Source organism: Micromonospora sp. NPDC047134 (assembly GCF_040643455.1).
Classification (GTDB): domain Bacteria; phylum Actinomycetota; class Actinomycetes; order Mycobacteriales; family Micromonosporaceae; genus Micromonospora.
The window spans coordinates 83,223-106,439 of sequence record NZ_JBEYUI010000020.1; the positions used below are offsets into that span (position 1 = coordinate 83,223).

Consider the following 23,217-nt stretch of genomic DNA (forward strand, 5'->3'; position numbering starts at 1 on the left):
TCGGCGGGTGGTGACCGGTGGGCTGGTGATCGGATATAAGAGACGGATGGATCTGCCGCCGTATCTGGCCAGCATGCCGATGCACGCCATCACGGAGATGCACGGGGAGCCGGGCCTGCGGGAGAGGTTCCGACTGGAGTGTGCGGCGTTCGACAGTGACGCCCGGGGTCGGCTGGACGAGGCGTTGGAGTTGGCCGGCCGGCTGCACCGCGACGACCGGCGGTCCCGGGAGCCGTACGTCAACCATCTGCTGCGGGTCGCGATCCGGTTGATGCACCACTACCAGGTACGTGACGTGGAGGTGATCGTCGCCGGGCTGCTGCACGACGCGGTGGAGGATCATCCGGCGGAGCTGGCCGGCCCGGCGTACGCCGGGGGTGATCCGACTCCGGCGGCGCTCGCGGTGCTCGCGGACCGGTTCGGTGCCCGGGTGGCGCGGCTGGTCGCAGCGGTCAGCAATCCGCCGTGGGATCCGGATCGGGACCGCAACGAGCAGTACCGCGAGCACCTGGTGCACAGTCTCGACGGTGAGCCGTGGGCCCGGGTCATCAAGGTCTCCGACTTCACCGACAACGGGGTCGGGGTCATCCACTCGGTCGGGCCGAAGGTGGAGGCGTTGGCGCGCAAGTACCGTCCCCTGGTGCCGGTCTTCCGCGATCTGGTCACCCGCGCGGACACTCCCCTGTCCGAGCCGGTGCGCCGGCACATCCTCGACCAGCTAGACCTGGCCGAGGAGCGGTTCAGCGCCATCCTGGACCAACCCGCTCAGCACGCCTGAGCGCCGGTGCAGGTCAGCGTGGTGCCGGTGGGCGGGTGTGACGTGGGTACAGCCGGTCGACCAGCAGCGCGGCCTGGGCGACCGAGCCGCCGCTGACGCCGAGGCCACCGCGGGCCGCGTCGTAGAACTGGTCCCGTGCCTCGTTGACCCGGTGCAGCAGGTCGGGCAGCCCGTCCGCGGCGGAGCCGTCGCGGGCCAGGCGTTCGACCTCCCAGACCGCGTCGCGCCAGGCCCGGGCGGCCTTCACTGTCGGGGCGTCGCCGAGCAGCAGGACGTTCTCCCAGGCGATGGTGTGCCGGAAGTTCGCCTCGGTCAGCAGGGCGAGTTCCTGCTCCCGGTCGAGGTAGCCGCCGATCAGCCGGCTGGCGATGGTGAGCACCTCCTTGAGCACGCGGGCGAATTCGGCGTACGCGTCGAACCGCCGCTCGTCCCATCGCACGCCCTGGTGTCGGCGCCACCGGGCGCGGTCGGCGAGCGAGGTGGCCACGATCGTGCCGATGGTGCCGACCAGCACACCGAGCAGGGCGGGCAACTGCGCAACGAGGCTCCCCATGGCGCATACCCTGCCAGCCTCCGGCAACCCGGCGGCTGGTGGCGTCAGCGCAACCGTTGCAGCGCGGCGGTGATCGCCTTCGCGTCGAAGTGGGCCGGGTCGAAGGGGGTGGACTCGGCAAGGCCCAGCCAGTCGCGGCGGTCCTGGTGTTCGGGGTGCGTGGGGTCGGCGAGGATGTCCACCAACTCCGCGTAACCCCACACGCCTCCGCAGTCCTCCGGTGGGGCAGCCCGCCGGCCACCGACACAGCGCGGGTACGTCACGGCCGGATCACGATCGAGGATCTGTTCCACCAGGATGTCGTGCTCCCAACTGTCACCGAAATCGTAGGTGTAGTGGAGCTTGTCGTTCACGGCGGTAGCGACCTGCTCCAAGTTGACCCGTGACTCGGCCCGATGACCGAGTTCTGCGTCCGGACGACCGAAGCTGCCGTACGGGGTCTCGAAGACGTGCAGGTGACTGTCATCCCAGTCGAAGGCGACCTGAATCAGCGTGTGCAGCCGGGCCAGCGTGATGTCCCCGGGCACCTCAAGGCGACGCCAGATCGGCGGACGGGCTCCTCTCAGCCCGACTTTGATCCGGTAGATGGGGGCCGGCCCGGCGGACTTCTTCCGCTTGGACGGCAGGGCGGCGGTGCGGGGTCTCGGTACGGCACCTCTTCGTCCACGCCCCGGTATGCGGTCCAGCAGCGCGGCGATCGAGGCGATGTCCAGTTCGCCGTCGTGCCGGTGACGGGGCAGGCTGGCCGGCTCAGGCAGCGTCCGCAGCCAACTGCGCAGGAGCAGGGCGAACGCCGGGTAGCCGGGGCCTTCCTCGTCGTCGAGGAGGTCGTCCACGTCGCGGTCCTGGTCGTGGTCGGCACGGATCTCCAGTGCCTCCTGTACGGCGCGACGGAAGTCGGCCGGCTGAATCTCCTCGTCCCGGAGGGAGACGCCATCGGCCCGCAGGTCGGATTGGAGCGAATGGCGCGCACCATCCCACTGGTCGGGGTCGATCAGGAGTATCTCCTGCGCAGCACCACAATCGAGGGGATCGAGCACCACGAACGCGGCCAGCGACCGGCCGGCCCGCTGGAACATGCCGGCCAGCAGGAAGGTCTCCCCCATCGGGTTGAGGAACTGGCGGCACTCCTGTGCCACGATCGGGGCGTCCAACTCTGCGAGCCAGGCCGGCGCGTCGACCCCGGCCTCGGCGAGCCGGCCAGCCGCCTGTGCCGCGAAGCGGCTCGTGTCGCCGTCGCAGACCGCGGCGATGCCGGCGAGCATGGCGCGTGCCGGTGGCGTGGCTACCGCCTCCAGTGTCGGCACGAACAGCTCCGGTAACGCCTGTTCGAAGTCCTCCCCGACGAGGGCACCGACCGCCAGGAACATCGAGGCGGCCACCTCGACCTCCGTCGGATCCTGCATCGCGGCCAAGTCGATCAGCGGCATCAGGCTGTCGAGTTGCTCCGGCGTGGGCTGCCCCCCGGCACAGTGCGGGCAGTCACACTCGTCCGGCGGGTCCATAACGACGAGCGGGGCACCGCTACGGACGGATCGACTCTTCGACTTACGGCGACGACTCATGGGACTCACGAGACGCAGTCTGCCCCATGCCGACGACGCGACGACTCATGGACACGGTCCCGGTCACCTCACAGCAGGCAGATCGAGCCGTGCAACGACGCGGCGGGGACCCGGTCGGGTCCCCGCCGTCATCGCGTACTCGTCAGGAGGTGAACTTGTCCAGGGCCAGCTCGAGGGCGCCGTCGTCCGGCGAGGCGTACGCCTTCATGGTCGACCGGTTGTAGGAGATGAAGCTCGGGCAGCGGACCGCCGGAGCGTTGACCCGGCCACCGTCACCGATCTTCTCGCCGGTCTTGGCGGCGTAGAAGGTCAGGGTGTAGCGCGCGGAGATGTAGTCGACAGTGATCTTCTTGTCGTCGCTGTCCTTGTAGTCGCACTTGCGCGGCTCGCCCTCGCTGCCCTCTTCGAAGGTGAGGCAGCCGATCACGGAGACCTTCGCCCAGTCGGCAATCTTGGCGTAGTACGGCTTGTTGTAGCCCACCGACTTGCTCAGCCAGGACTGCGGGCGTTCCGGAGAGTTGGCGAAGGTGTAGACCTTGGCGCCCTTCGCGCTGGTGTACGGCGCGGCGTTGAGGATGGGGCTGCCGTCACACACCGCGGACATGTCGCTGGAGCTGCGGGCGGTGACCGCGTTGTTGTTGTCCGGCTGGTTGTCCGGCTCCGGCGGCGGCGGTGCCGCGTCGGGGGACACGGAGTTCTCCGGGGCGGCGGAGGGGCTGCTGGAGCCGCTGGCCACCGGGGTGGGGTTGTCCTCGTCGTCGCCGGAGAGCATGAAGTAGCCGATGGTGCCGCCGCAGGCGACGAGGACGGCCATCACGACGGCGCCGATGCCGAGCCCCAACCAGAGCCCGTTCTTCGACTTCTGCTGCTGCGGTGGGACCCCGTACGGCGGGGGCGGGGGTGGTGGGGGCGGGGCACCGTACGGCGACGGGTAGCCGGACTGACCGACCGGAGATCCGGGCGGGAGTGGCTGACCGACCGGGGAGCCGGGAGGGAACGGTCCGGCCGGGGGTCCGGGCGGATTGCCCCAGCCCCCCGCGTTCGGATCCGGCTGCCCCCCGTACGGCGGATAACTGTCACTCATGTGTGGCCCTTGTCAAAGTCGAGAGGTTCTCTGGCACATGATCAGGCCCAGGGTAGTGACCGGTGCAAACCTGCGCACGGCGACGCCGCGACGATTCGATAACGCGGGCCCACCGAGGCCACTGCCGGTGTCGGTGCCGGTGCGGGGCGCTACCGGGTAGTCCGAATGTGCGGGCGAATAGGACACTTCTCCCGCCACTGATGTGGTGTTTGCCATAGGGCAAAGATGCGTAACCTCCACCTTCGCCTGGCCGTGTGGCCGCGGTCGCCGACGGGTACCTGAGGGGTCATCGGCACAAGGGAGGATGAGATGACCACCGATCCCAGGTACACCCCGATCGCGGTCAACGCGGCGGGCAGGTTGGTCGCCGACGGCGGGGACCCCGAGGGCGGCGAGGTGATCGGCGCGGACGACGCGGCGGCCGATGCCGCTCGCGCGGGTGCCGAGGTCGACCTCAGCGGCGCGCGGCGCGACCTCGACCCCACCCCGGTGGGGGCCGCCGACGCCGAGGCGGATCGGCGCCGCGCCGCCGACCAACCCTAGGTGCGCCGCCGACCAAACCTGATCAGGTACGCCCACCCATGACGCCCCGGAGCGCTCCTCCGGGGCGTCAACCGTTGCCGAGACTTCGATGCATCCAAATATTGCGTGATTGTTTCGACCCCACGTAGGCTCGTGGGAGCGCTCCCGGGCCGCCGGCTGAGTCGGCGGACCAATCTTGCCGTACCCACCACCACGACCAGATTGCGACGGTCCACATGAAGCGTCCTCCGTCTCGTCCACGGCGGCTCCTGGTCGCAGCCGGCACCGTCGGTGCGCTGGCCCTCGGCACCCTCGTGGCGTTGCCCGCCACGAACGCGATGGCCGCCACCGGCTGTGCGGTGACCTACTCGACGAACAGTTGGTCCAACGGCTTCACCGCCAACATCACCGTCACCAACCTGGGCGACGCGATCGGGGACTGGACCCTGGGGTTCAGCTTCCCAGACAGCGGGCAGCGGGTCACCCAGGGCTGGTCGGCGACCTGGAGCCAGAGCGGCAACGCCGTCACCGCGCGCAACGCCAGTTGGAACGGCAGCCTGGCCACCGGGGCCAGCACCGGCATCGGCTTCAACGGCAGCTTCACCGGCGGCAACCCGTCGCCGACCTCCTTCACCCTCAACGGGGTGCCCTGCACCGGTTCCACCACCACTCCCCCGCCCACCACCCCGCCACCGACCACTCCCCCGCCGACCACTCCCCCGCCGACCGGGCAGACCCCGGTGCAGATCAACGGCCAGCTGCGGGTCTGCGGGGTCAACCTGTGCAACCAGTACGGGCGGCCGATCCAACTGCGGGGCATGAGCACCCACGGCATCCAGTGGTTCGGCAACTGCTACAACAACGCCTCCCTGGACGCCCTGGCCACCGACTGGCGGGCGGACCTGTTCCGGATCGCGATGTACGTGCAGGAGCAGGGTTACGAGACCGACCCGGCCGGGTTCACCAACCGGGTGAACAACCTGGTCGAGGAGGCCACCCGGCGGGGCATGTACGCGATGATCGACTTCCACCTGCTCACTCCGGGTGACCCGATGTTCAACCTGGAGCGGGCCAAGACCTTCTTCGCCTCGGTCTCCGCCCGGCACGCGTCGAAGAACAACGTGATCTACGAGATCGCCAACGAGCCCAACGGGGTGAGCTGGGCGACCATCAAGAACTACGCCGACCAGGTCATTCCGGTGATCCGGGCCAACGACCCGGACGCGGTGATCATCGTGGGTACCCGGGGCTGGTCCTCGCTGGGGGTCTCCGAGGGGTCCAACCACACCGAGATCGTCAACAACCCGGTCAACGCCAGCAACATCATGTACGCCTTCCACTTCTACGCCGCCTCGCACCGGGACAACTACCGGGCCGAGGTGGAGCGGGCGGCGGCCCGGCTGCCGCTGTTCGTCACCGAGTTCGGCACGGTGGACTACACCGGTGACGGGGGCGTCGACCTGGCCAGCAGCACCCAGTGGCTGGACCTGCTGGACCGGCTGAAGATCGGCTACGCGAACTGGACCTTCTCCGACAAGGCCGAGGGCAGTGCCGCGCTGCGGCCCGGCACCTGCAACGGCAGCAACTACACCGGCACCTCGGTGCTGACCCCCTCCGGGGTCTTCATGCGGGAGCGCATCCGCACCCCGGACAACTTCCCGACCAGCTGATCAGCACCACGCCACGGCGGCCCCGGGGAGTTGTCCCCGGGGCCGCCGACGTGTGCGACCACGGTCAGGACAGGTCGACGACCCGGTCGGCCCACCGGCCCAGCAGCGCGGAGTCGTGACTGATCACCAGCACCCCGGCGGAGTGCCGACGCCGGTAGTTCCCGATCACGGCCGCGACATGGGCCTGGGTGGAGGCGTCCAGCATCGCGGTGGCCTCGTCGCACAGCAGGTACCCGGGCCGGTGCACCAGGGACCGGGCCAGGCAGGCCCGTTGCAGTTGGCCGTCGCTGACCGCGTGCGGGCGGCGGGTCAACAGGTCGGCGGTCAGCCCCACCGTGTCGGCCAGTTCGGCCGTACGCTCCCGGACCTGCTCCGGCGGGGTGCCGGTGGCGCGCAGCGGCTCGGCGATGATGTCGGCCAGGGTCAGCCGGGGGTCGGTGGCCGCGCGGGGACTCTGGAACAGGATCGCCACCCGGGTACGCACCGCCACCGGCACCTGGTGGCGGGTGCCGGTCACCGGGGTGCCGTCGAGGCTGATGTGACCGGAGTCCGGCCGGTGCAGCAGGGCCAGCAGCCGGGCCAGGGTGGACTTGCCGCTGCCGGAGGGGCCGCGCAGCCCCACGGTCTCCCCGGCGGCGATGTGCAGATCGACGCGATCGAGCACCCGCTGCCGGTCGTAGCTGGCGCTGACCTGGCAGGCGGCCAGGGCCCGGCCGGTCATGCCGGCACCTCGGCGCGCAGTTCGGCGTGCTCCAGCGGATGGTGGCAGGCGACCCGGCCGACACCGGTGCCAGTGAAGGCCGGCTGCACCCGGCAGGCCGGGGTGGCCCGGTCACAGCGGGCGGCGAAGGCGCAGCCGACCGGCAGGTCGGTGAGCATCGGCGGATGGCCCGGCACCGGCCGGAAGGCCCGCTGCGGCAGGGCGTCCAGCAGCGCCGCGCTGTAGGGGTGCCCGGGGGTGTCGAACAGCGCCTCGGTGGGGGCGTGCTCGACGATGCGGCTGGCGTACATGACCGCCACGGTGTCGGCCACCCGCTGGGCGGCGGTCAGGTCGTGGGTGATCAGCAGGACGGCGGCTCCGGCGTCGCAGCGGCGGCGCAGCAGATCGAGGGTGTGGTCGACCAGGGGGCGGTCCAGGCCGGTGGTGGGCTCGTCGGCCAGCAGCAGCGGCGGGTCGGGGGCCAGCGCCAGGGCGGTGGCCAGTCGTTGGGCCATGCCGCCGGACAACTCGTGCGGGTAGCGGTCCAGGTCGGCCGGGTCCAGGCCGACCTCGGCGGCCAGGCGGTCGGCGGCGGCGGGAGCCTGCGCCCGGGTGTGGCCGTGCGCCCGCAGGGTCTCCACCAGCAGCCGACGACCGGTACGCACCGGGGTCAGGGAGGTCGCCGGGCTCTGCGGCACCAGCCCGACGACCCGCCCGCGTACCTGCCGGGCCAGTTGCCGGGGCGGGCAGGTCAGCAGGTCGATCGCGGGTGCCGCACCGCTGCGCAGCAGGGCGCTGCCGGTGACGGTGGCGTTGCCGGGCAGCAGGCCGAGCAGGGCGTGGGCGAGGACGGACTTGCCGCAGCCCGACTCCCCGACCACGGCGAGAAGTTCCCCGGGGCGGATGGCCAGGTGCAGGTCGGTGACGGCGTGCACCTCGGCGTCGGGCAGCCGGAACCGGACGGTCAGCCCGGCGACGGCCAGCAGGGGTTCGGTAATGGTCACAGTTGCAGCTCCGCGCGTACCCGGGGATCCAGACGGTCCCGCCAGTGGGCGGTGAGGGTGGCCAGCGCGAGGGTGACCACGATCAGCACCAGGCCGGGGGTGAGGCTGGCCCACCAGGCACCGGCCAGCAGGGAGCCCCGACCATCGTTGATCATGTTGCCTAGGGAGGCCAGGTGCGGGGGCAGGCCCAGGCCGAGGAAGGACAGGGCGGTCTCGTGCCACACCGCGTGCGGGATCATCAGGGTGACCGCCAGGGCCAGCCGGGGCAGCACATGCGGCAGCAGGTGCCGGGTGAGCACCCGCATCCGGCCGGCCCCGCCGCTGACGGCCGCGTCGATGAAGGGCCGGTTCCGCAGGCTCAGCAGCTCGGACCGGACGATCCGGGCGGTGGACAGCCAGTGGGTCAGCCCGATGGAGAGCACCACCGCACCGAGGCTGGGGCGCAGCATCGCCACGATGAAGATGCCCAGCAGCAGGTGGGGCATGGCCGCGATGGTGTCCACCAGCCGCATCAGGAGCCGGTCGACCCAGCCGCCGACGGTGCCGGCCAGGGCGCCGACGGCACCACCGATCACCGCGGCGACCAGGGCGGCGATGACCCCCACCAGCAGGGACACCCGCAGCCCGTAGACGCTGCGCAGCAGCACGTCCCGGCCGAGGTCGTCGGTGCCGGCGGGATGCGCCAGCGAGGGTGCCGACCGGGTCTGGGACAGGTCGATCGCGCTCTGGTCCAGCGGCCAGAGCAGCGGGGCGAACACGCAGGCCAGCACGGCGACGGCGAGTACCGTGCCGGCGACGGTCGCGCCGAGGCGGCCCGGACGCAGTCGGGGCAGTCGGCGGGTACGGGTCAGGGTGGCGGCGGTCATTCGAGGCGTACCCGGGGGTCGGCGGCGGAGTAGGCGAGGTCGGTGGCCAGGTTCGCGGCCAGCACCACGACGGTGGTCGCCAGGGTGGTCGCCGCCAGCAGCGGGAAGTCACTGCCCAGGGCGGCCTGCACGGTCACCGCGCCCAGGCCGGGCAGGGAGAACACGGTCTCCACCAGCACCGCCCCGCCGACCAGTTCGGGCAGGTGGGTGCCGATCAGGGTGAGGAAGGGCAGCAGGCCGGTACGCAGGGCGTGACCGAACAGGACCGTACGCCCGGGCAGGCCACGGGCGCGGGCGGCCAGCACATGGTCCTCCCGCAGGCTGTCGGCGACCGAGTCGCGGATGAACAGCACGAACCACGGCAGTTGGGACACCGCCAGCACCCCGACCGGCAGGATCAGGTGCCAGGCGACGTCGGCTACCCGGGTCTCGGTGGCGGTGATGTCGGTCAGGCCGCCGGCGGGTAGCCAGCCCAGGCTCAGGGCGAACACCGCGATCGCGGCCAGGCCCAGCCAGAACGACGGCACCGACTGGATGGTGTACGCGGTCGTCCGCAGGGCCCGGTCGAACCAACCACCCCGGCGGTACGCGGCCAGGGTGCCCAGCAGCAGGCTGGCCACCAGCACCACGGCCAGGGCGGCGCCGACCAGCAGCAGGGTCCAGCCGGCCCGGGCGGCCAGCACGTCCACCACCGGCTCGTGTCGGCTGGTCGACCAGCCCAGGTCGCCGCGCAGCAGGTTGCCCAGCCAGCGCAGGTACTGCACCGGCAGGGGGTCGTCCAGGCCCCAGTTGGCCCGGATCTGGGCCAGGTTCTCCTCGCTGGTGGTGAAGGCCGCCGCCCCGGCGTACTGCTGGGCGGGGTCGATCGGCGAGGCGGCGCCGAGGGCGAACATGCCGGCGCTGGTGACGAAGAGGACCGGCACGGCCACCAGCAGCCGGTTGCGGATCATGCGGGCGGCGCCGGTGCGACGGCGCCGCCGGACCGGGCTGGGGGCGGTCACGAACGTCGGGTCCAGGTGTTGATGTTCCACCAGATGCTGTTGGCCACGTCGTGCTCGTGCGGCTCGACCCGGGCCACCACCCCCTGCACGGAGTCCCGCACCACATAGGTGTGCTCCAGGTAGGTGAGGAACACCCAGGGCATGTCGGTGGCCAGTTGCCGCTGGAAGGTGGCGTAGGCGGCCTTGCGCCGGGCCAGGTCGGCCTCCGCCCGCCCCTCACGCAACGCCCGGTCGGTCACCTCGGAGGCGTACGAGCCGGGGTTGAAGAAGCCCTGCCCGGCGAAGTCGGAGTGGAACAGCTTGTAGGAGACGAAGTCCGGGTCGTACGGGGTGCCGTACCCCATGATCAGGGCGTCGGAGCCCATCCGGGGGGTGATGGCGTCCCAGGTGAGGCCCTCCGGGGTGATCGCGATGCCGATCTTCTTGGCGTCGGCGGTGACCGCCAGGGCCAGTTCCTTGCGCAGGCTGTCGGCGGCCGGGTACATCAGGCTGAAGGCGGCCCGGGTGCCGTCCTTGACCCGGATGCCGTCCGGGCCGGGTCGCCAGCCGGCGGCCTCCAGCAGGGCGGTAGCGGCGGCCGGGTCGGCGGTCGGCGCCCCGGCGGCGGCGGGCTCGACGAACTCCGAGGAGGGCGGCACCGGCCCGTACGCCGGCTCACCGGCCCCGCCGAGGACCCCGTCGACCATCGCGGTGCGGTCGACGGCGACGCTCAGGGCGCGGCGCACGGCCACATCGGCGGTGACCGGGTTGCCCATCGGCAGCATCACCCCCCGGTAGTCCGCGGTGGGGACCTTGTGCACCCGGTAGCCGGGCAGGTTGTCGAAGCCGACGGCCAGCTTGGGGGGCAGTTCGGCGGCGTCGAACTCGCCCGCGCGGGCGCGCTGGGCGCGGACGTTGTCGTCCGGCACGAAGGCGACCACCACCCCGTTGTTGGCCGGTCGGCCGCCCCAGTAGCGGTCGTTGGCGGCCAGCACCAGCCGGTCGCCCGGGGTCCAGGAGGTGACCCGGTACGGACCGGTGCCGATCGGCTGCCGGTTGAAGGCGGCCCTGTTGAGGTCCTGCCCCTCGAAGGCGGCGGCCGGCACGATGCCCAGGGTCAGCCGTTGCAGGAAGGGCGCGTAGGCGTACCGGAGGGTGAAGATCACCGTAGTGTCGTCCGGGGCGGCGACCGAGGCGAGCATGTCCAGGTCGCTGCGCAGGACGGAGTCGACCTTCTCGTCGAGCACCGCCTGGTAGGTGAAGACGACATCCTTCGCGGTCAGCGGGGTGCCGTCGTGGAAGAGCACCCCCTCGCGCAGCCGTACGGTGACGGTCTTGCCGTCCGCGGAGACCTCCGGCAGGTCCCGGGCCAGGGCCGGGACGAGACGATTACCCTCGTCCCGGGCGACCAGACCGTCGAAGATCAGCGAACCGCCGTCGGCCCCGTAGTTGAGCACCGGGTTCAGGGTGTCCGGTTCCCCGGCGGTCGCCACGATCAGGAGGGCGTCGGACTGCTTGTCCGACGTGGGGGTGGGCGAGGAGCAGGCCACCAGGGCGAGTAGCAACGCGGCGCTGGCGGCCAGCCGGACAACGTTCGTTCGGGACATGACTGTTACCGCTCCTCGCGGGTGACGACGACAGGTGCGGCGTCCGACCCGAGAGGATCAGCCTGCGGGCAGCCCGACGGGTGGGATCTTGGATCGCCACAGCGCCATACTCGCGTAGTTGCAAACTATTGGCAAGAAAGCGCACTGTGGCCAATGCCACGTTCACTCACCCGCGCCGATCACAGTCGGACCCGGCCCCTCCGCATCATCCAAGCCCCGGAAAACCGCAGCTCACGACCGAGTGAACCGCAGCCCACGCCCCGGTGAAACGTCGGAGGAACGGCTGGGGTCACTCGTCGCCGCCGTCGTCTCCACCCTCGTCCCCGCCGTCGTCGTCGCCGAAGGATTCGAAGACCTCCTCGGCGACCATGCCTCCGGCGAAGCCGAGCGCCGCGCCGCCCACCACACCGGCGGCCACCGCGCCCATTCCGGACCCACCCCGGCTGTGATGCTCGTGCTCATGGCCGTAGGCGGGCTGATGCGGCGGATACCCGGCCGGCATCCCGTAGCCCGGCTGGCCGTAGCCGGGGGCGCCGTAGCCGGGCTGGGTGGCGCGGTACTGCTCCAGGGCCTCGCGGAGCCAGCCGTCCACCACGGCGGCCCAGTCAAGTCGCTCGGCGTCGGCGTGCGCCACCCGGTAGCGGCCGTAGGAGTCGTGGCCGCCGGTGAACAGACCCCCTCGGCGGTCGAACTCCAGGACGATGTCCATGCCCTGCTCGTCGGCCAGGAAGGTCAGCTCGACCTCGTTGACCCCGTGGGCGTACTGGGGTGCGGCGAAGTACTCGATCTCCTGGTAGAAGGGCAGGGTCTGGTGCACTCCGGCGATCTGCCCCCGCTCCAGGTCGGCGCCCTTGAACTGGAATCCGAGCCGACCGAAGGCCTCCAGGATGCGCTCCTGCACCGGCAGCGGGTGTACGTGCACCGGGTCCAGGTCGCCCTTGTCGACCGCCCCGCGGATGACCACCTCCGTACGCAGCCCCATGGTCATGCCGGGCAGGGGTTGCCCGTACACGTCGGTCACCGGGGTCTGGATCGGGATCTGGACCTGGAACGGCAGGGACAACTGCTGCCCCTGCGCCAGGCGCAGCCCACCCGCGACCGGGATCCGGTGGAACTCGACCGTGGCGTCGTAGTCCCCCTCCTCGCCGTCGATCTCGATCCGGGTGACCAGCCCCACGACGATCTGGTCGATGTCCACGTCGTGGCTGCCGCCGGTCAGGTTCACCTGCCCGCCGAGCATCAGCCCGGGGCGGGTGCTCGGATTGGTCAGGACCGTGTCGACGCTGGGCGCGCCGATCCCGAAGGCACCCAGCATCTTCTTGAACACCACGAGCTTCTCCCTCGACAGCGGCGGGCGCGGCGCGGACGCGAGAGTCTTACGCGAATCCGTTGTGCCGCAACGGGATCAGCGCCGTCCACCATGGATCCCGTCGGGTCGGCAAGCTAACACCGCCAGCTGAGAGATAGCTGAGAGGGGTCGAGGTGTCACGATCGGTGAGAGTTCCCCTCCGCCGGTCGCGGTGGACGCCAGCCGGTGACCGGGCCCAGCAAGGAGTCGGCCGGGCCGGAGGAGCCGGCCGGATACTCCTGCAACGGCACCGCACCCGCCTTCCAGGCGGTCAGCACCGGCTCCACGATGCGCCAGCACTCCTCGGCCACGTCACCGCGCACCGACAGGGTCGGATCCCCGTCGAAGGCACCCCGCAGCACCTCTCCGTACGCCGGCAGGTCACCGGGGCCGAACTCTGCGGTCAGGTCCACCTGGTCCAGGTCGAAGGGGTCACCGGGACCGTTGATGTTGAGGTCCAGGCCGAGCCGGTCCGGCCCGAACCCGATCCGCAGCCGGTCCGGTCGCTCGTACCCGGTCAGGCCGTCCGGCACCCGGTCCGGCTGCTTGAAGGTGATGACGGCCTCCTTGCGTACCCCGGCCATGGCCTTGCCGGAGCGCAGCCGGAAGGGCACCCCCGCCCAGCGCCAGGTGTCCACGGTCACCATCAGTTCGGCGAGGGTCTCCGTGCCCCGGGCCGGGTTAACCCCCGGCTCGTCGGTGTAGGCCGGTAGCCGGCGCCCGGCGATCTCCCCCGCCGTGTACCGGCCCCGGCGGCTGGCCACCACCGCGTCGTCGTGCCACAGCCGGGTGGCCCGCAGCACCTGGGCCATGCGGTCGCGCAGCTCCGGTGCCGCGAGGCTGGGCGGGGGTTCCATGGTGAGCAGGGCCAGCACCTGGAGCAGGTGGCTCTGCACCATGTCGACCAGGGCACCCGCGCCGTCGTAGTAGCCGGCCCGACCCTCCAGCCCCAGGGTCTCGTCGAAGACGATGTCCACGCTGGCCACATGGGTGGAGTTGAGCACCGGTTCGAAGATCCGGTTGGCGAAGCGCAGGCCCAGCAGGTTCAGCACTGTCGACTTGCCGAGGAAGTGGTCGATGCGGTGGACCTGCTCCTCCGGCACCAGGGTGGCCAGCAGGTTGTTCAGGGAACGGGCCGAGATCCGGTCGACCCCGAAGGGCTTCTCCAGCATCAGCCGGGTGCCCGGTGGTACGCCGATGCGGGCCAGGGCGGCGGCCGAGCGGGCGGCCACCATCGGCGGCAACGCGAAGAAGATCACCAAGGGGCCGGTGCAGCCGCCCAGCAGCCGCCGCAGATCCTCCTCCCGGGTCACGTCGGCCGGCACGTACCGGCTCTGGCGGATCAGTTCGGTCTCTCGGGGGCCCTGCGCGCCCACGGTGGCGAAGGACTCCGTCACCCGGGTACGCCACCGCTCGTCGTCCCAGTCGTCCATGCCGCTGCCGATCAGCCGCAACCCGGGCAGGGCCCCGGTGGCCACCAGCCGACCCAGGCCGGGCAGCAGCAGTCGACCGGTCAGGTCACCGCTGGCGCCGAGCACCAGCAGGGTCTGCGGGATGCGGGTGGTCACGGGTCTGGGGTGAGTGGGGGCGCTCGGGGCCGACGTCGTCATGTGCTCCACCATGCCCTGTGCCCGGCCCGGGTCGCACCGCGGCCTCGATGCTCTGGCCTACGGGCACGCCGGGCAGCCGATCCCCTGCGGATGGTGACCGGTCGCGGGCGTCGGGCAGGCACAGCGATCTTCGTGTGGCAGGCTGGGTTCCATCGGCCGGCGTGACGCCGGCGTGTGCCGACTCTGCGAGGAGACGATCGATCCGATGGCTGCGGACGTCACCACCACCGACGAGTGGCAGGCCCTGCGCAAGCACGCCGACGAGATCCGCGCGACGCATCTGCGGGACCTGTTCGCCACCGACCCTGCTCGGGGCGAACGGTTGACCGTCGAGGTGGGCGACCTCTACGTCGACTACAGCAAGAACCTGGTCACCGACGAGACCCTCCGGCTGCTGACCGCGCTGGCCGAGCGGGTCGGGCTCACCGACCGGATCGCCGCGATGTTCGCCGGTGAGCACATCAACGGCACCGAGGACCGGGCGGTGCTGCACACCGCCCTGCGACTGCCCGCCGACGCCACGTTGACCGTGGACGGTCAGGACGTGGTCGGCGACGTGCACGGCGTACGGCAGCGGATGGCCCGGTTCGCCGAGCAGGTACGCGCCGGGCGGTGGCGCGGGCACACCGGTGAGCGGATCCGCACCGTGGTCAACATCGGCATCGGCGGCTCCGACCTGGGGCCGGTGATGGCGTACGAGGCACTGAAGGCGTACCGGGACGCCGGCATCTCCTGCCGCTTCGTGTCGAACATCGACCCGACCGACATCGCCGAGGCCACCGCCGACCTGGACCCGGCGAGCACCCTGTTCGTGGTGGTCTCGAAGACCTTCACCACCCAGGAGACCCTGGCCAACGCCCACCAGGCCCGGCGCTGGCTGCTGGCCGGGCTCGGCGGGGACGAGGCGGCCGTGGCCAAGCACTTCGTCGCGGTCAGCACGAACGCCCAGCGGGTCGCCGAGTTCGGCATCGACCCGGAGAACATGTTCGGCTTCTGGGACTGGGTGGGTGGCCGGTACTCGCTGCCCTCGGCGGTGGGCCTGTCGGTGATGCTGTCGATCGGACCGGAACGCTTCGACGAGATGCTGGCCGGTTACCACGCCGTCGACGAGCACTTCCGCACCGCTCCCCTGGCCCACAACGCCCCGGTGCTGCTCGGGCTGCTCAACGTCTGGTACACCAACTTCCTCGGCGCGCAGACCCACGCCGTACTGCCCTACTCGCAGTACCTGCACCGGTTCCCGGCGTACCTGCAACAGCTGACCATGGAGAGCAACGGCAAGTCCGTACGCACCGACGGCCAGCGGGTGTCGTACGACACCGGGGAGATCTTCTGGGGCGAGCCCGGCACCAACGGTCAGCACGCCTTCTACCAGCTAATCCACCAGGGCACCCGGCTGATCCCAGCGGACTTCATCGCCTTCAGCGAACCCCACCACGACATCGGCGACATGCACGACCTGTTCATGTCGAACTTCTTCGCCCAGACCGCCGCGCTGGCCTTCGGCCGCACCGCCGAGCAGGTCGCCGCCGAGGGCACCCCGCCCGAGCTGGTGCCGCACCGGGTGATGCCCGGCAACCACCCCACCACCTCGATCGTGGCCGCCCGCCTCACCCCGGCGACCCTCGGCCAACTGGTCGCCCTCTACGAGCACATCGTCCTCACCGAGGGCGCGATCTGGGACATCAACCCCTTCGACCAGTGGGGCGTGGAACTCGGCAAGGTGATGGCCAACCAGTTGGCCCCGCTGCTCACCGGCGACGAGGCCGACCTGACCACCCTCGATTCCTCCACCGCCACCCTCATCCGCCGCTACCGCACCGACCGCCACCGCCCCTGACCATCGGTGCACATGATGCGTACGATCGCGCTCGTTCACAGTCCGCTGCTGAGCCCGTACAGCTGGGATGCGTCGCCCGCGCGCTGCGGGCTGACGGTTACCGCGTGGTCGTGCCCGATCTTCGCCCGGCCCTGACCGGCCCGCCGCCCTATCAGGGTCGTCTGCGCGAAGCCGTGGTGGCCGCCGTCGAGCACCCGACGACTCTGGTCGCCCACAGCGCCGCCGGCCCGCTCGTACCCGCGATCGTCGAGGCCCTCGGCCCGGCTGCGGCAGCCACGATCTTCGTGGATGCCCGCCTGCCGCATCCAGGACTCAGTTGGCTGGAATCCCTCGACGGGGAACGGGCGGCCCGGCTGCTCGAGATGGTCGCGGACGGCGAGTTGCCGCCGTGGAACACCTGGTTTCCGGCCGAGGCGCTGGCCGCCGATATTCCGGACGATGAGGTCCGCGAGAGGTTCAGCGCCGACCTACGCCCGACGCCGTTCGCGCTCTGCGCGGAGAAGTGCCCGTCACCGACCCCCGTCTTCGACGGATTGCCGCACGCGTACGTCCGGCTCACGCCCGCTTACGATGACGCCGCGGACACTGCCGAACGCGCCGGCTGGCATGTCGTCCGGCGGGACTCCGTCCATCTCGCGCCGCTCACCCGGGCCGATGAGGTCGTCAATGCCCTGCACACGATATTCGCCGGATGAATACCGGCACGGTAACCCTCCTCCCCGAGGGGTCGATCAAGAAGTTTTGGTTTCGACACGCCGGGCGCGTGACCGAAACCTCTTGATCAACTGCCCGAGGGGGTGAGGCCGAGGGTGGTGGACAGGCGCGCCACGTCGGGCGGGGCGGGGGCGCGTTGGATGACCTCGGCGAGGAGGGTACGGGCGACCGGGCGGCTGCGGATCTCGGCGGGGGCGATGCGGTCGGCGTCGAGCAGGGCGTGCCCGGCCGCGACCGGGTCGCCGGTGTCCAGGTGGGCGCGGGCGGCGTCGACGAGGGCAGCGGCGCGCTGTTCCGGCGACAGCCGCCGCCATCCGTCGCGGCGTACGGCGTGTTCGTGTCGGCGTACCGCCTCGATGGTGTCGCCGAGGCGGTGGGCGGCGAGGGACCGGGCCAGTTCGACGGCGACCGGCCCGAAGCCGGTGTGGTGCGGGTCGGTGGCGTCGACCTGTCGATCCGCCAGGGTGGCGGCGTGATCGAGCAGGTCGTGGGCGTTGCGCCGGTCACCGTCACCGGCCGCGGCGAGACCGGCTTGCAGGAACAAGGTCCCGCGTACCGGAGGTACTGGCCGAACAGCTTCACCACCTGGTCAAGGTGAGCCGACTGCCCAACGTCACCATCCAGGTGCTCCGCTTCGAGGCGGGCGCCCACCTGGCGGACAGCACGCGACTCTCGGCGGCGTACGACAATCTGAGGATGCTGGCCAGGTCGCCGGCCGAGTCGATCAAGTTCGTCAAGGAGCTGAGCGCGCATGGAGCGTAACGTCTGGCGCACGTCGAGCCGTTCCGGCAGCAACGGCCAGTGCGTCGAGGTCCGCGACCGAGGCACCGAGATCGACGTACGCGACTCCAAGGCTCCTACTGCCGCAACGCTGAGCTTCGGCGCGGTCGCCTGGGCGGCCTTCGTCAGCAGCATCAAGACGGACGACCGTCGTCCCTGAACCGCCACCGCGTCTACCAGGAGATCGAAGCCGCTTCGGAGTCGATCTCCCGACGCCGATACCTCGCCGCTCTGACATGGCCTCCTATCGCGTCGCTGCTGAGCTGGGCGACCGCGTCCTACCGACGTGGGCGCCGGTGAGCGGCGGGATCTGTCACGCAAATGTCATCCAACCGTGCGGTCGACTCCAAGGTCCTTGCGCAAGGTAATCACCGATCGGGACGGCGCGTCGGGTCGCCGGCCTCGACGACGAAGGAGACCGTTGTGGTGATGCCCTGGCCCTGGCCGATGCCCGACGATCACTCGTTCCGGGCACTGTGGGACGAGCCGCAGGACCATGACGAGGACGTCCGTCTCGCCGCACTGGTCGCCCAGCGACTGAGCGCCGACTGGAGCACCCGTCGACAGCAGATCACGGTGATGGTGCAGAACCGCGTCGTGATCCTCACCGGCCTGGTCGCCGGTGCGGAGACCCGGCGGGCCGCCGGTGAACTGGCCTGGGATGTCGAGGGCGTCGCGGATGTCTGCAACGCCCTGCGGCTTGTCGGGCATCGGCGCGGCCGTCGCTGACTTCCGGCCCGTCCGCGCCGCCCGGCACCGGCGAGCGTGGACGGGCCGGGGGTGTCAGGGGGTGGTGGTCAGGTGGGCGAGGGCGGCGGGGCGGCTGTCCGCTACGGCCAGTACCTTGTCCACGCCGGTGACCTGGAGGACCTGGCGGATCAGCGGTGAGGTGACCGCTACGCAGAACCGCGCGCCCCGTTCGACGGCGTCGTGGTGGGCGCGGACCAGCATGCCCAGGGCGGTGGAGTCGATCAGATCGGTTCGGACGAGGTCCACAAGTACGTGACCACCCATGTCTGCCGCGTGCTGCAGTGCCATCCGCAGGGTGTCGCCGGTGTCCAGGTCGACGTCACCGGCGACGGTCACCACCGTCACCCCACCGAGATGCTCGATGCCGAGGATGCCGCCGGACAGGGCGTCGGTGGCCGGGCCGAGCCGGATGCAGTGGGCGCACCGGTGGGGGCCGTCGGGCAGCGGAGAGCCGCCCCAGCCGTGCTCGGACAGCAGGGTCCAGAGCATCTCCCCGTCGGCGGGCGGACGCGCGCCGACGACGGTGTCCCCGCAGTTGTCACAGGTCAGGGTGACCAGTTGGGCAGCCAGGACGACGGCCATACCGGGCTCCTTCCCACGTCGTAATGATCGACCACCCACCCTGCACCGGTCAGGTGGCGAGCAACGCGCGGACATATGACGGTTGGGTGACGAATCCCGGTCTGCGGGCACCCGGGGTCGGACAGCTCACATCGCCGGCCGCGTGGGCGCTGACCTGCGGCGATACCGCAAGGTAGATCACCTGAGGGCGTACCCCCGAACGGGTGGTGATTGCTCCGGCGGTGGCAGCCGCCTGCGGGCACCCGCATAGCGTCGGTGGGACGTGACCCCGAGGTGAGGAGCAGGCCGGTGACCGAGCCGGAGGAGGACCAGGAGAAGACCCGCAAGACCGATCAGGTGCTCTTCTCCCCGGACGGCGATCCGCACCACACCTTGGCGGAGGCGCCACAGCCTGACGAGCATCCGGCGGTGCGGTACGCCCACGACGGCGAGTCCGAGGTGGTCGACGACGAACGGTGACCAGCGTGGCGCGGCTTGTCACCGCGCACCCGCACGACTGATAATCATCAATGTTCCTGAGCCGGACGAGATGAGGCACCGGGCAGCCTCTATCGGAACACCCCCCTGTTCGCATCCGTCCGAAGGACATCGTGCCCATGAAGAAAGTGATCAAAATCGGCTGGGCGGCGTTCGCGGCCATCGCGTTGACGGCGCTGGCCGCGCTGTCGATCCCGACCCCCGCGTCGGCGGCCAGCCTGACCGAGGTGACCAACTTCGGTGCCAACCCGAGCAACCTGCGCATGTACCTCTACGTACCGGACCGGGTCGCGCCGCGTCCGGGTCTGCTGGTGGCGATGCACTACTGCACCGGCACCGGGCCGGCCCTGCACTCGGGTACCCAGTTCGCCGCCCTGGCGGACCAGTACGGCTACATCGTCGTCTACCCCTCGGTGACCCGCAGCGGCCAGTGTTTCGACGTCTCCTCGCCGCAGGCGTTGCGTCGGGGCGGCGGCAGCGACCCGGTGGGCATCATGTCGATGGTCGACCACGTCCGGTCGCGCTACTCGGTCGACCCGGCCCGGATCTTCGCCACCGGGGTGTCGTCCGGGGCGATGATGACGAACGTGATGCTCGGGCTCTACCCGGACGTCTTCGCCGCCGGGGCCGCCTTCGCGGGGGTGCCCTTCGGTTGTTTCGCCACCACCAACGGCTCGGAGTGGAACAGCGAGTGCGCCAACGGGCAGATCATCCGTACCCCGCAGCAGTGGGGTGACCTGGTGCGCAACGCCTACCCCGGTTACAACGGCCCGCGTCCACGGATGCAGACCTGGCACGGCACCAATGACGACATCCTGCGGTACCCGAACTTCGGCGAGCAGATCAAGCAGTGGACCAATGTGCACGGGCTGAGCCAGACCCCCACCGTGACCGACAGCCCGCAGGCCGGCTACACCCGCACCCGCTACGGCGGCACCGGCAACTTCGCGTCGGTCGAGGCGATCAGCATGCAGGGGGTGTCGCACAACCTGCCGGTCGATGCCACCCAGGCGATCCGCTTCTTCGGCCTGAACAACCCCTCCACCACCCCCACGCCGACTCCCACGCCGACCCCCACCCCGACTCCCACTCCGACCCCGCCGCCGGTGTCGCCGACCCCGACCCCCACGACGTCGCCGACCCTGCCGCCGGGGCCGGGCTGCCAGGTCCGCTACGAGGTCAACGCCTGGAACACCGGGCTGACCACCTCGGTGACCATCACCAACACCGGCAGTACGGCCATCAACGGCTGGAGCCTGGCGTTCACCCTGCCCGCCGGGCAGACCATCACCAACGGCTGGAACGCGACGTACTCTCCGGCCTCCGGAGCGGTGACCGCCCGTAACGTCTCCTACAACGGCACCATCGCGCCGAAGACCTCGACGACGATCGGGTTCCAGGCCAACCACACCGGCGACGCCGGCAAGCCGGGCGTCTTCACGCTCAACGGCGGCTCCTGCTACTTCTCAGGCTGATCCCGGTAAGGCCGGCACCCCACGGGGGCACGACGTGGGGTGCCGGCACGGGAACCGCACCGGCACCTCGTACACGCTGCGGGTCGGGACCGATTCGCGCCGTCCAGGAAAGCGCTTACCCTGGCAGGTGCCTCACCCCCTTCACCACCACCCGTCCGTCCGGAAAGGAAGCTCACATGCCGTCCAGAACGACAACACCCCGGCGTACGCCCCGATGGCTGGTCGCCGCCGGCACGGTGCTGCTGGCCGCCGCCGGTACGGCCATCGCGGCGCCGAGCCCCGCGCAGGCCGCCACGGTCGACCCGAACGCCACCTACGTCTTCGTCAACCGGCACAGCGGCAAGGCGATGGACGTGTGGAACTGGTCCACCGCCGACCAGGCCCCGATCAACCAGTTCACCCGCAACGACGCCGCCGTGCAGCAGTGGCGCTTCGTCGACGTCGGCAGCGGCTACTACCAGATCCGTTCGGTGCACAGCGGGAAGGTGCTTGAGCTGCCGAACGCCAACGACGGCGTACAGCTGGTGCAGAACACCTCGGCCGGCGGCAACACCCGGCAGCATTTCCGGCTGGCCGACTCCGACGGCGGTCATGTCCGGTTCATCAACCGGCACTCCAACAAGGCGCTGGACCTGTGGGGCTGGTCCACCGCCGACGGGGCGATGATCTCGCAGTACCAGGATGTCAACGGCGCCAACCAGCAGTGGCGGCTGATCACCCTGGGCGGCGGCAGCGGCAGTGGCTGCGGCAGTGGCAGCTTCCAGGCCGAGGCGGTGCTGAACGGTGGCACCTGGACCGCCCGCAACGGCGGCACGACGGTCTACACCGGCGGCGACATGCGGGAGGCCGTGCAGGCCGCGATCAACAGCCTCAGCGCCGGGCGGACCAGCAAGCAGCGGGTCGTGGTACGCGGCTCCGGCTCGATCAGCGCGGGCTCCCGGATCTCCCTGCCCAGCTACACCACGATCGACGTGTGCGGCACGATCAACGTGACCGGCTCCGGCAGCGGCGACCAGGCGCCGATCTACTCGCGCGGCACCACCCAGGTGGAGGTGCAGAACCTCAGCGTCACCGGCACCCCGCTGTACGGCATCTTCATGCGCAACGTCACCAATGTGATCCTCGGTCAGATCGACATGCGGCTGTCCAGCGGGCTCGGGATCCGCATCGACAACCGGGGCGACACCAGCCAGTGGAGCCGCAACATCCGCATCGACAACGTGTACGTCTCCGGTGCCCGCGCGCACGCCGTGGAGACCTACGGCGTCGACGGGCTGACCATCGGCACGGTGACCGCCCGCAATGTCGGGGAGTCCGGGCTGCTGCTCAATGAGACCATCAACGCCACCGTGAACACGGTCGACGCGGAGAACGCCGGCTCCGGCACCGGGTACGCGGCCTTCCGGATCGCCAACCGGGCCGGTCGGATCGCCTCCAGCTACCCGATCAACATCCGGGTGGACACCGTACGGGCGCGCGGCGGCGGCCGGGGCATCTTCTGTGTCTCGGAGTCCGGCGGCCTGGCGGTCAACCGGGTGGACATCGCCAACACCGGCAACAACGCCATCCTCATCGAGAACTGCTACGGGGTGGACATCGCCGCCGGTGGGGGCACCATCAGCGGTGGCGGTGAGGTGCGGCTGGCCGCGCGCAGCGAGTTCCCCGGCAACCAGAACATCACCCTGCGCAACTTCGCCCTGGTCAACAGCCGGATCCTGGAGAACCCCTGCACGGCCAACCTGGTGATCAGCAATGTGGCGTTGAACAACTCGACGATCAACCGCTGCTGAACGCATCGCGCCTTGCCCGACGATCCCGGGCAAGGCGCGTTGAGGCGTTAAAAGGGGCCCCTTCCTATGCACGAGGCGTTAGGAAGGGGCCCCTCCTTTCAGATCAGCCTGCGTTGCAGGTGGGGGTGCCGGAAGGGGCGGAGCCCGTGCCCTGGAACCCGAACTCGGTGGTGGTGCCCGGTGCCACGTTGGCGTTGTAGCCGACGTTGCGGAAGGTCACCGCGCCACTGTTGCCACTGGCCTGGGTGTTCCACGAGTTGGTCACCGAGGTGCCACCCGGGAGGGTCATGTTCACCGCCCAGCCGTTGAGACCGCTGGAGCCGGCGGTCACCCGCACATGGGCGACGAATCCACCGTTCCAGGTGTCCAGCGTGTACGTCGCGGTGCAGGCACCGGACGGCGGCGGGGTGGTCGGTGGCGGCGTCGTGGGCGGCGGGGTGGTCGGCGGCGGGGTGGTGGGCGGCGGCGTCGTGGGCGGCGGGGTGGTCGGCGGCGGGGTGGTGCCACCGGCGTTCAGCGCCT

Annotated in this window: 24 protein-coding genes; 11 read left to right on the top strand and 13 right to left on the bottom strand. The window is 70.7% G+C overall.

What is annotated here, in order from left to right; genetic code table 11:
• The first annotated feature begins 46 nt into the window (after nt 1-46).
• Complete coding sequence (locus ABZ795_RS22365; protein WP_357531731.1) at nt 47-778, top strand: HD domain-containing protein; 732 nt, start codon at nt 47-49, stop codon at nt 776-778.
• A 13-nt stretch (nt 779-791) separates the two neighbouring features.
• Here ABZ795_RS22365 and ABZ795_RS22370 read toward each other — a convergent pair whose 3' ends face one another.
• From ABZ795_RS22370 to ABZ795_RS22380, 3 genes are all read right to left on the bottom strand, one after another.
• Nucleotides 792-1,331, bottom strand: coding sequence for a hypothetical protein (locus ABZ795_RS22370; RefSeq protein ID WP_327025335.1), 540 nt, complete (start codon nt 1,329-1,331; stop codon nt 792-794).
• Nucleotides 1,332-1,375: 44 nt separating this feature from the next.
• Nucleotides 1,376-2,836, bottom strand: a complete 1,461-nt coding sequence (locus tag ABZ795_RS22375; RefSeq protein WP_357531732.1) for a plasmid pRiA4b ORF-3 family protein — start codon at nt 2,834-2,836, stop codon at nt 1,376-1,378.
• A gap of 202 nt (nt 2,837-3,038) precedes the next feature.
• Nucleotides 3,039-3,980 carry a hypothetical protein gene (locus ABZ795_RS22380; protein ID WP_357531733.1) on the bottom strand — a complete coding sequence of 314 codons (942 nt, stop codon included), beginning with the start codon at nt 3,978-3,980 and terminating at the stop codon, nt 3,039-3,041.
• A gap of 309 nt (nt 3,981-4,289) precedes the next feature.
• Between ABZ795_RS22380 and ABZ795_RS22385 the strand changes: the two genes are divergently transcribed.
• Nucleotides 4,290-4,523 carry a hypothetical protein gene (locus ABZ795_RS22385; protein ID WP_327025332.1) on the top strand — a complete coding sequence of 78 codons (234 nt, stop codon included), beginning with the start codon at nt 4,290-4,292 and terminating at the stop codon, nt 4,521-4,523.
• Nucleotides 4,524-4,738: 215 nt separating this feature from the next.
• Entirely contained in the window at nt 4,739-6,172 is a 1,434-nt protein-coding gene (locus tag ABZ795_RS22390; protein WP_357531734.1) for a cellulase family glycosylhydrolase, read from the top strand.
• A gap of 64 nt (nt 6,173-6,236) precedes the next feature.
• Here the strand turns inward: ABZ795_RS22390 and ABZ795_RS22395 are convergent, their stop codons facing one another.
• From ABZ795_RS22395 to ABZ795_RS22425, 7 genes are all read right to left on the bottom strand, one after another.
• Nucleotides 6,237-6,893, bottom strand: a complete 657-nt coding sequence (locus tag ABZ795_RS22395; protein ID WP_357531735.1) for an ATP-binding cassette domain-containing protein — start codon at nt 6,891-6,893, stop codon at nt 6,237-6,239.
• Nucleotides 6,890-7,876 carry an ABC transporter ATP-binding protein gene (locus ABZ795_RS22400; RefSeq protein WP_357531736.1) on the bottom strand — a complete coding sequence of 329 codons (987 nt, stop codon included), beginning with the start codon at nt 7,874-7,876 and terminating at the stop codon, nt 6,890-6,892. Before ABZ795_RS22400 ends, ABZ795_RS22395 begins: the two co-directional genes overlap by 4 nt.
• Nucleotides 7,873-8,742 (bottom strand): ABC transporter permease, encoded by an 870-nt coding sequence (locus tag ABZ795_RS22405; RefSeq protein WP_357531737.1) that lies wholly within the window; start codon nt 8,740-8,742, stop codon nt 7,873-7,875. Before ABZ795_RS22405 ends, ABZ795_RS22400 begins: the two co-directional genes overlap by 4 nt.
• Entirely contained in the window at nt 8,739-9,773 is a 1,035-nt protein-coding gene (locus ABZ795_RS22410; protein WP_357531738.1) for an ABC transporter permease, read from the bottom strand. Before ABZ795_RS22410 ends, ABZ795_RS22405 begins: the two co-directional genes overlap by 4 nt.
• Nucleotides 9,740-11,329, bottom strand: a complete 1,590-nt coding sequence (locus ABZ795_RS22415) for an ABC transporter substrate-binding protein (RefSeq protein WP_357531739.1) — start codon at nt 11,327-11,329, stop codon at nt 9,740-9,742. Before ABZ795_RS22415 ends, ABZ795_RS22410 begins: the two co-directional genes overlap by 34 nt.
• A gap of 289 nt (nt 11,330-11,618) precedes the next feature.
• Nucleotides 11,619-12,659: a sporulation protein gene (locus ABZ795_RS22420; protein ID WP_357531740.1), complete on the bottom strand. Its 1,041-nt coding sequence runs from the start codon at nt 12,657-12,659 to the stop codon at nt 11,619-11,621.
• Nucleotides 12,660-12,814: 155 nt separating this feature from the next.
• Nucleotides 12,815-14,287, bottom strand: coding sequence for a glucose-6-phosphate dehydrogenase (locus ABZ795_RS22425; RefSeq protein WP_357531741.1), 1,473 nt, complete (start codon nt 14,285-14,287; stop codon nt 12,815-12,817).
• Between the two features lie 205 nt (nt 14,288-14,492).
• Between ABZ795_RS22425 and pgi the strand changes: the two genes are divergently transcribed.
• Together pgi and ABZ795_RS22435 are read left to right on the top strand one after the other, a co-directional pair.
• A complete protein-coding gene (gene pgi, locus ABZ795_RS22430; RefSeq protein WP_357531742.1) occupies nt 14,493-16,127 on the top strand; it encodes a glucose-6-phosphate isomerase in 1,635 nt (544 codons plus the stop codon).
• 110 nt (nt 16,128-16,237) lie between these two features.
• Nucleotides 16,238-16,822 (top strand): hypothetical protein, encoded by a 585-nt coding sequence (locus ABZ795_RS22435; RefSeq protein WP_357531743.1) that lies wholly within the window; start codon nt 16,238-16,240, stop codon nt 16,820-16,822.
• 86 nt (nt 16,823-16,908) lie between these two features.
• Here the strand turns inward: ABZ795_RS22435 and ABZ795_RS22440 are convergent, their stop codons facing one another.
• Entirely contained in the window at nt 16,909-17,385 is a 477-nt protein-coding gene (locus ABZ795_RS22440; protein ID WP_357531744.1) for a hypothetical protein, read from the bottom strand.
• A 20-nt stretch (nt 17,386-17,405) separates the two neighbouring features.
• Between ABZ795_RS22440 and ABZ795_RS22445 the strand changes: the two genes are divergently transcribed.
• The 3 genes from ABZ795_RS22445 to ABZ795_RS22455 all read left to right on the top strand — a co-directional run bounded on the left by ABZ795_RS22445 (nt 17,406) and on the right by ABZ795_RS22455 (nt 18,350).
• Nucleotides 17,406-17,603 carry a Scr1 family TA system antitoxin-like transcriptional regulator gene (locus ABZ795_RS22445; RefSeq protein WP_357531753.1) on the top strand — a complete coding sequence of 66 codons (198 nt, stop codon included), beginning with the start codon at nt 17,406-17,408 and terminating at the stop codon, nt 17,601-17,603.
• The gene (locus ABZ795_RS22450) at nt 17,593-17,781 is read left to right on the top strand and encodes a DUF397 domain-containing protein (protein WP_357531745.1); all 189 of its coding nucleotides are present in this window, start codon (nt 17,593-17,595) and stop codon (nt 17,779-17,781) included. Before ABZ795_RS22445 ends, ABZ795_RS22450 begins: the two co-directional genes overlap by 11 nt.
• Nucleotides 17,782-18,050: 269 nt before the next feature.
• A complete protein-coding gene (locus ABZ795_RS22455) occupies nt 18,051-18,350 on the top strand; it encodes a BON domain-containing protein (protein WP_327027084.1) in 300 nt (99 codons plus the stop codon).
• Nucleotides 18,351-18,404: 54 nt separating this feature from the next.
• Here the strand turns inward: ABZ795_RS22455 and ABZ795_RS22460 are convergent, their stop codons facing one another.
• Nucleotides 18,405-18,953 carry an STAS domain-containing protein gene (locus ABZ795_RS22460; RefSeq protein WP_357531746.1) on the bottom strand — a complete coding sequence of 183 codons (549 nt, stop codon included), beginning with the start codon at nt 18,951-18,953 and terminating at the stop codon, nt 18,405-18,407.
• A gap of 288 nt (nt 18,954-19,241) precedes the next feature.
• Here ABZ795_RS22460 and ABZ795_RS22465 point away from each other — a divergent pair, with 288 nt between their 5' ends.
• The 3 genes from ABZ795_RS22465 to ABZ795_RS22475 all read left to right on the top strand — a co-directional run bounded on the left by ABZ795_RS22465 (nt 19,242) and on the right by ABZ795_RS22475 (nt 22,695).
• Nucleotides 19,242-19,412: a hypothetical protein gene (locus ABZ795_RS22465; protein WP_357531747.1), complete on the top strand. Its 171-nt coding sequence runs from the start codon at nt 19,242-19,244 to the stop codon at nt 19,410-19,412.
• Nucleotides 19,413-19,549: 137 nt separating this feature from the next.
• A complete protein-coding gene (locus ABZ795_RS22470; RefSeq protein WP_357531748.1) occupies nt 19,550-20,905 on the top strand; it encodes a PHB depolymerase family esterase in 1,356 nt (451 codons plus the stop codon).
• A gap of 176 nt (nt 20,906-21,081) precedes the next feature.
• The gene (locus ABZ795_RS22475) at nt 21,082-22,695 is read left to right on the top strand and encodes an RICIN domain-containing protein (RefSeq protein WP_357531749.1); all 1,614 of its coding nucleotides are present in this window, start codon (nt 21,082-21,084) and stop codon (nt 22,693-22,695) included.
• Nucleotides 22,696-22,798: 103 nt separating this feature from the next.
• On the opposite strand, the gene ABZ795_RS22480 is transcribed toward ABZ795_RS22475, so the two are convergent.
• Nucleotides 22,799-23,217: cellulose binding domain-containing protein (locus ABZ795_RS22480; RefSeq protein ID WP_357531750.1), on the bottom strand; the 419-nt coding region annotated here is incomplete at its 5' end.